Origin of the sequence: Acinetobacter sp. YH01020 (assembly GCF_013420275.1) — a bacterium.
GTDB lineage: Bacteria > Pseudomonadota > Gammaproteobacteria > Pseudomonadales > Moraxellaceae > Acinetobacter > Acinetobacter amyesii.
Window position 1 is genome coordinate 1 of record NZ_VOYN01000074.1, and the last position, 4690, is coordinate 4690.

The window sequence follows — 4690 nt, forward strand, 5'->3', positions numbered from 1 at the left end:
TATAAAGAGTTCCTGTACCGCCATACTGTCAGCGCAGTGCGGTATCGAAAGGTGCAATCTCTAAGATTGCATGGGTCGCAAAGATTCCCCCACCATAGCTCTTAGCTTGGTGGTGGGAGTATGTCAAAAGGATTGAGCCTTGTTCAATTCAGAACTCAATCCTGTTGTTAACTAAACTGTCCAAGATTTGGGGTTCAGTTCAAATGGGCGGTTTTTTAGTTGCCTAGATTGTAGTAATGGTCCAGTTGTCTCATTTGGTAGTCGCTCATTTCAGCATCCTTAAAGAATTCATCTCTTGACTCAAGTACATCTCGAACATTCTTTATGATCTCTTTTGCCTGAAACTCGGTTAACCCAAAGGCATTGCAGCGACTCAATAGATTTTGCGCCGTTCCGATTCGGCCTTCTTCTCCCACGGCGATCGCATGTTCTTTTGGGTAAGATGCGCGAGATCCGTGCGGTAGAACATCAAATAGAGGGCTGAGTGAATAATGATGATTTTTCATGTCATGCATTAAGAAGCCATGGTTTTTTAAATGATCATCTGTATTACTGATCATCACATTCAAGACCATGCGCTTATATAGCTCTAATTGATTGCTGATTGCGTCATGGCAAATTTGACTGCAGATCTTAGACAAATGCATATAAGACATCTTTAAGTCGTCTACGCGCACTTTACGGATGTTCATAAGGCTGTGTGCGCTGATGTAGTGTTTCTTTCGCTCAGGGCAGTTACGATCAAAGCGCTCAACAAGCAAAATAGGGTTGCCTTCAACTTCTTCAAGCTCGACATTGCTGACATTCAAACCTAAAGCTTGCGCCATCTTCATTGATGCATATTCAACTTTTGCATTATCAAAGAGGTCATCGGATTTATTGAATTTCGCAATCCACTCAATGCCTTTGTGCTGTACGACCACTTTAGGTCGCGCACCCCCCATTGATGACCCATGGTGAATGAGTTTTGATAAATAATTATCGGTCATCATGCTGATCATGTTCGGGTCTTGGTGCTGATCAACTGCTTTAGATAATTTTAAGTAAGCCTGTAAGTCAGAGAATTTAACAAAGGATTCTTTGCCAACGGTTTTGACCGCTTTAGAAGACAAACTCGCCACTAAGCACCCAACTGCATTACCACGTGCCGCAATAAGCCATTCAATTTGATTGAGTGGTACGCGAGTGTGCTGGGTTAACGTAAGCTTATGACCCCAATTGTCGGGCGTAGCATCTGCAAGTACGCCAAAGCCATCTTTAGCTGCAGTGGTGTACGCCGTGTTGGGTGTAATAAATGGTAGGTTAATTGGATCAAGCTCAAATGAGTTATTGAGATCCAAATAGCTCTTACCATAAATAAAATTATAGATTGAATCTTTGAGCGCATATTGAGCAACAACTTGCGGCGTATCGCCTGTATCCAAAAAAATGTAGCAGCTCTTAATTTCTTCTTGCATGGATAGGTTTTTAGAAGTCATCACTCATATCCTCTGATTTATTATTAGCGCGGACTCGAACTTTTTTGGTAGCGAGTGCTTTTCCAACTTCGTCATTTTGTGGGTTCGCAATACTAAGCAAACTGTCTTCCAAGCCAAATACAACGAGAATGGAAATAAGATTTTTTAGGTTAGAGCTGGGTTTGCCGCTTTCAAGTCGTGAGATTGTCTTTTCATCCACATGCACACGGTTAGCCAATTCGCTAATCGTCATATTCCGGTTCATGCGTGCTGTTTTAATGTTATTCCCGATCTGAACTAACAGATCTTCAACACCCTCAAGCATAAAATCACTTGCTGCTCTTTTCATGAAAATCTCCTCAATACGGTCATTATATACCGATTAAACGACTTAAGCAGTATTTTATGGGTGTTTTTAAATTATATTTGTAAGAGATTTTAAGCTCTTGAGCCTATTTGCAGGGTTGGTGCATAATTTAAATTGACTTGAGAGGAAGTGCGCTGTGTAAGTGCGAGAAATAAAAGAAAGGTAAAGTAATGGATCAACCGAAAATTCTTTTGGAAATGGAGCAATTTTGTGAAACTAATAGCAATGTAAGGTTAATGCTCAGGGAAGTAAGTCGTTATCCTTTAGGTGAATGCGTCATGGAACGTATGTCATTAAAAACGCAGGCCATGCAGCGCATAGATGACATGGTAATGTTTCATAGGTTTGCAATGTCTGTACATAAACAGAATGGTGAAGTTATTTACCCTGTATTTAAACGATTTAATTCAGATTGGGCAACTTGTTTGAGGATATTGAGGATGATCCAGAGATGACATCCGGGTTTAGAATGGTATCGCCAAACTTTAATCACAAAGAGCAAAATCGCCGTGTGGGTTCATTGGCTGATGAGAGTTTAGTGATTAATTTGTGGGCCGCAATTGAGCAATTCACTAATCGCTGTTTAGGTTTGTATTATCCGGGTATGCGTTTATCGCACAAATGGCATGAGATTGAGCGCTACTTATGTGATCGTGGATTAAATATGTCTAATGCACTTTCATACCAATTGATTGATGAGCTTCGGATTTTAAACAATGTGATTAAACATTCTTATGTTGTAGATAAAAAATTGGCTAATTATAAAAATTTTGCAGGATTGCAGAGTAAAACAATAGATAGGGTCAGTTTTATTTAGCATTGATAATCCTTTTGCAAACGCTCGAACTCTTGCAGGATTAGCGATACATATTGTTAATTCCATATCATATAAAAAATGAGCTAGATTCTCATGATATACCGATGTAGCTTCCATTACAGCCCGAGTGTCTGATAAATTAACATCTAGTACGGTTAACCACTTTACGAGTTTAACAAAACCAGATTGTGCATTATCAAACCTTTTGGTTTTTCTTTTTCCAGTTAGACCAGAAGGAAAAATACAACAATCAATTTTGGCTTTACTGACATCAATACCCAATGTAATCATGTGTACCTCTACAATCCATATAGTGTTTTAATTACTCACTAATCACTATACAAACTAAGATACAAGGTAGGACAGATCTTGAAATAAGAGAATGGGAGTGCATGAGCTGTGGTACAGCTCATGATCGAGATATAAACTCAGCTCTAAACATTCTTGCGCTTGGGCATAAGCGTCTAGCTGTAGGAATCACCCTCTTTTAAGGGGGGGCGGCTGCTTTACGTAGAATTTCGTTAGCACGTTGCAGTTCTTTATTTTCGCGTTCCAGTTGTTTGATACGTTCTTGGTCTGAAAGCTGATGTACTTTAACCGGATTTTGTTTATCTAAATATTTTTGATACCAAACACGTAGTGTTTCAGGAGTACAGCCAATCTTAGGAGCAATTGCTGTGATTGCAGCCCAAGTAGAAGGATAATCTTTTTCGGATTCAATCAATAATTGAACCGCTCTTTCTCTGATTTCAGGGGTATATTTTAATTTTGTCATCGGGATAGTCTCTCAGAATATTGACTCTCCGACAAACTCGGTACGGTTCATTGAAAGAATGTGGGTTACATAGTCAATCCAACTATACAGATGAGGATTATGACATAAAACAATACCGTAAGGTCATTGCAGATGCGGATCAGCAAGCCCATGCAGTGATTCCATCTAGGTAAAATACGAAGTCATTGAAAGATAAATTTACAGAATTACGCCGACCCCACACCCAGATTGTAACTTAAATTTGAATAGAATAGATCTAATTTTAAATTTGGGGCTTATACGAACAGAAATAAGAGGTAGCTATACATAGAAATATGTATAACATTTAAAATTTAATTAAAATTATGCAAGTTAATTCGCATTTTTTCTAATGTATTGTATGCTGTCTATGTATTTTTGTTTACTTTTTAGCTATTAAAATTTAACAATCAGGGTGTAAGCATGCCAAGTATTAAAATTGTTGCAAAAGAAGGACACGAGGTTTTATCTCAGACGACAGATAAGAATAGTGTTGCACTCACCGAAGCCTCGGTGGTGACATTAGGGGTTGCAAAAGCAGATATTTCAGAGATTCAGCGCAATGGAGCGGATGTTGTCATTCGTTTAAAAAGCGGTGAAGTTATTGTGATTCAAAATTTCTATAGCACCACGACAGCAACCGATAACAGTCTGGTATTAGAAGATGGCAATCAGTTGCTTTGGGTGAAGTTAACGGATGAAACAGGCGCATTTCTTGCTGAAGTGGTGTATGAGCCATTAACGACAATTGAGCCATTATTATATTCAGAGGGCGTGCCTCTTTGGGCGTGGGCTGCGGGGGCAGTTGCTGTAGGTGGTTTGGCTGCAGGCTTAGGTGGCGGCGGAAATGGTGGGGGCGACCAAGGACCGTCAGCAGCATATAAAGCAGCGGAAGCCGCAGTTAAAGCTGCAGAAAACGCTTATAAAGCCGCAGAAAAAGCTGTAACTGAAGCGAAGAAAGATGGCAACATCACGCAGCAAGAACATGATGATCTGGTTAAAGCGGTAGAAGATGCAGAGAAAGCGAAAACTGATGCTCAGAAAAAAGTAGAAGCGTTACCAGCCGATGCGGTAGGTGATTTAAAAGACCGTCTAGATGCATTGACAAAACCTACAGTTAACGACTTGCCAGCGGTTGGTGAAATTACCGAATTTACCGAAGCAGCAGGCTTACTTGCGGATGCGAAAGCAGCGATTGATGCGGCGATTACAGAACGCGCTAAAGCTGTTGCAGACGGCAAAGTTGAACAGTCTGA

General features: G+C 40.0%; 6 protein-coding genes and 2 pseudogenes. 4 read left to right on the plus strand and 4 right to left on the minus strand.

The annotated features are described in order from the left end of the window. Nucleotides 1-215: 215 nt before the first annotated feature. Both FTT85_RS17095 and FTT85_RS17100 read right to left on the minus strand, forming a co-directional pair. Nucleotides 216-1478: a type II toxin-antitoxin system HipA family toxin gene (locus tag FTT85_RS17095; protein WP_257232190.1), complete on the minus strand. Its 1263-nt coding sequence runs from the start codon at nt 1476-1478 to the stop codon at nt 216-218. Then, complete coding sequence (locus tag FTT85_RS17100; protein WP_180184036.1) at nt 1468-1806, minus strand: helix-turn-helix domain-containing protein; 339 nt, start codon at nt 1804-1806, stop codon at nt 1468-1470. The genes FTT85_RS17095 and FTT85_RS17100 overlap by 11 nt, the downstream gene beginning before the upstream one ends. Nucleotides 1807-2245: 439 nt before the next feature. On the opposite strand from FTT85_RS17100, the gene FTT85_RS17105 reads away from it, so the two are divergent. After that, nucleotides 2246-2641 carry a hypothetical protein gene (locus FTT85_RS17105; RefSeq protein ID WP_180184034.1) on the plus strand — a complete coding sequence of 132 codons (396 nt, stop codon included), beginning with the start codon at nt 2246-2248 and terminating at the stop codon, nt 2639-2641. Here the strand turns inward: FTT85_RS17105 and FTT85_RS17110 are convergent. After that, entirely contained in the window at nt 2534-2932 is a 399-nt protein-coding gene (locus tag FTT85_RS17110) for a transposase (RefSeq protein WP_257232191.1), read from the minus strand. The two genes, FTT85_RS17105 and FTT85_RS17110, sit on opposite strands and share 108 nt — an antisense overlap. A gap of 62 nt (nt 2933-2994) precedes the next feature. Here FTT85_RS17110 and FTT85_RS17115 point away from each other — a divergent pair. Further along, nucleotides 2995-3132 (plus strand): annotated as a pseudogene (locus FTT85_RS17115) (zinc ribbon domain-containing protein); the annotation flags it as partial. A gap of 5 nt (nt 3133-3137) precedes the next feature. On the opposite strand, the pseudogene FTT85_RS17120 reads toward FTT85_RS17115, so the two are convergent. Further along, a pseudogene (locus FTT85_RS17120) lies at nt 3138-3416 on the minus strand (transposase); the annotation flags it as partial. 20 nt (nt 3417-3436) lie between these two features. On the opposite strand from FTT85_RS17120, the gene FTT85_RS17125 reads away from it, so the two are divergent. Both FTT85_RS17125 and FTT85_RS17130 read left to right on the plus strand, forming a co-directional pair. Beyond that, the gene (locus tag FTT85_RS17125) at nt 3437-3589 is read left to right on the plus strand and encodes a hypothetical protein (RefSeq protein WP_180184035.1); all 153 of its coding nucleotides are present in this window, start codon (nt 3437-3439) and stop codon (nt 3587-3589) included. Nucleotides 3590-3857: 268 nt separating this feature from the next. Then, nucleotides 3858-4690 (plus strand): BapA prefix-like domain-containing protein (locus tag FTT85_RS17130; protein WP_180184037.1); only part of this gene is annotated, 833 nt, incomplete at its 3' end.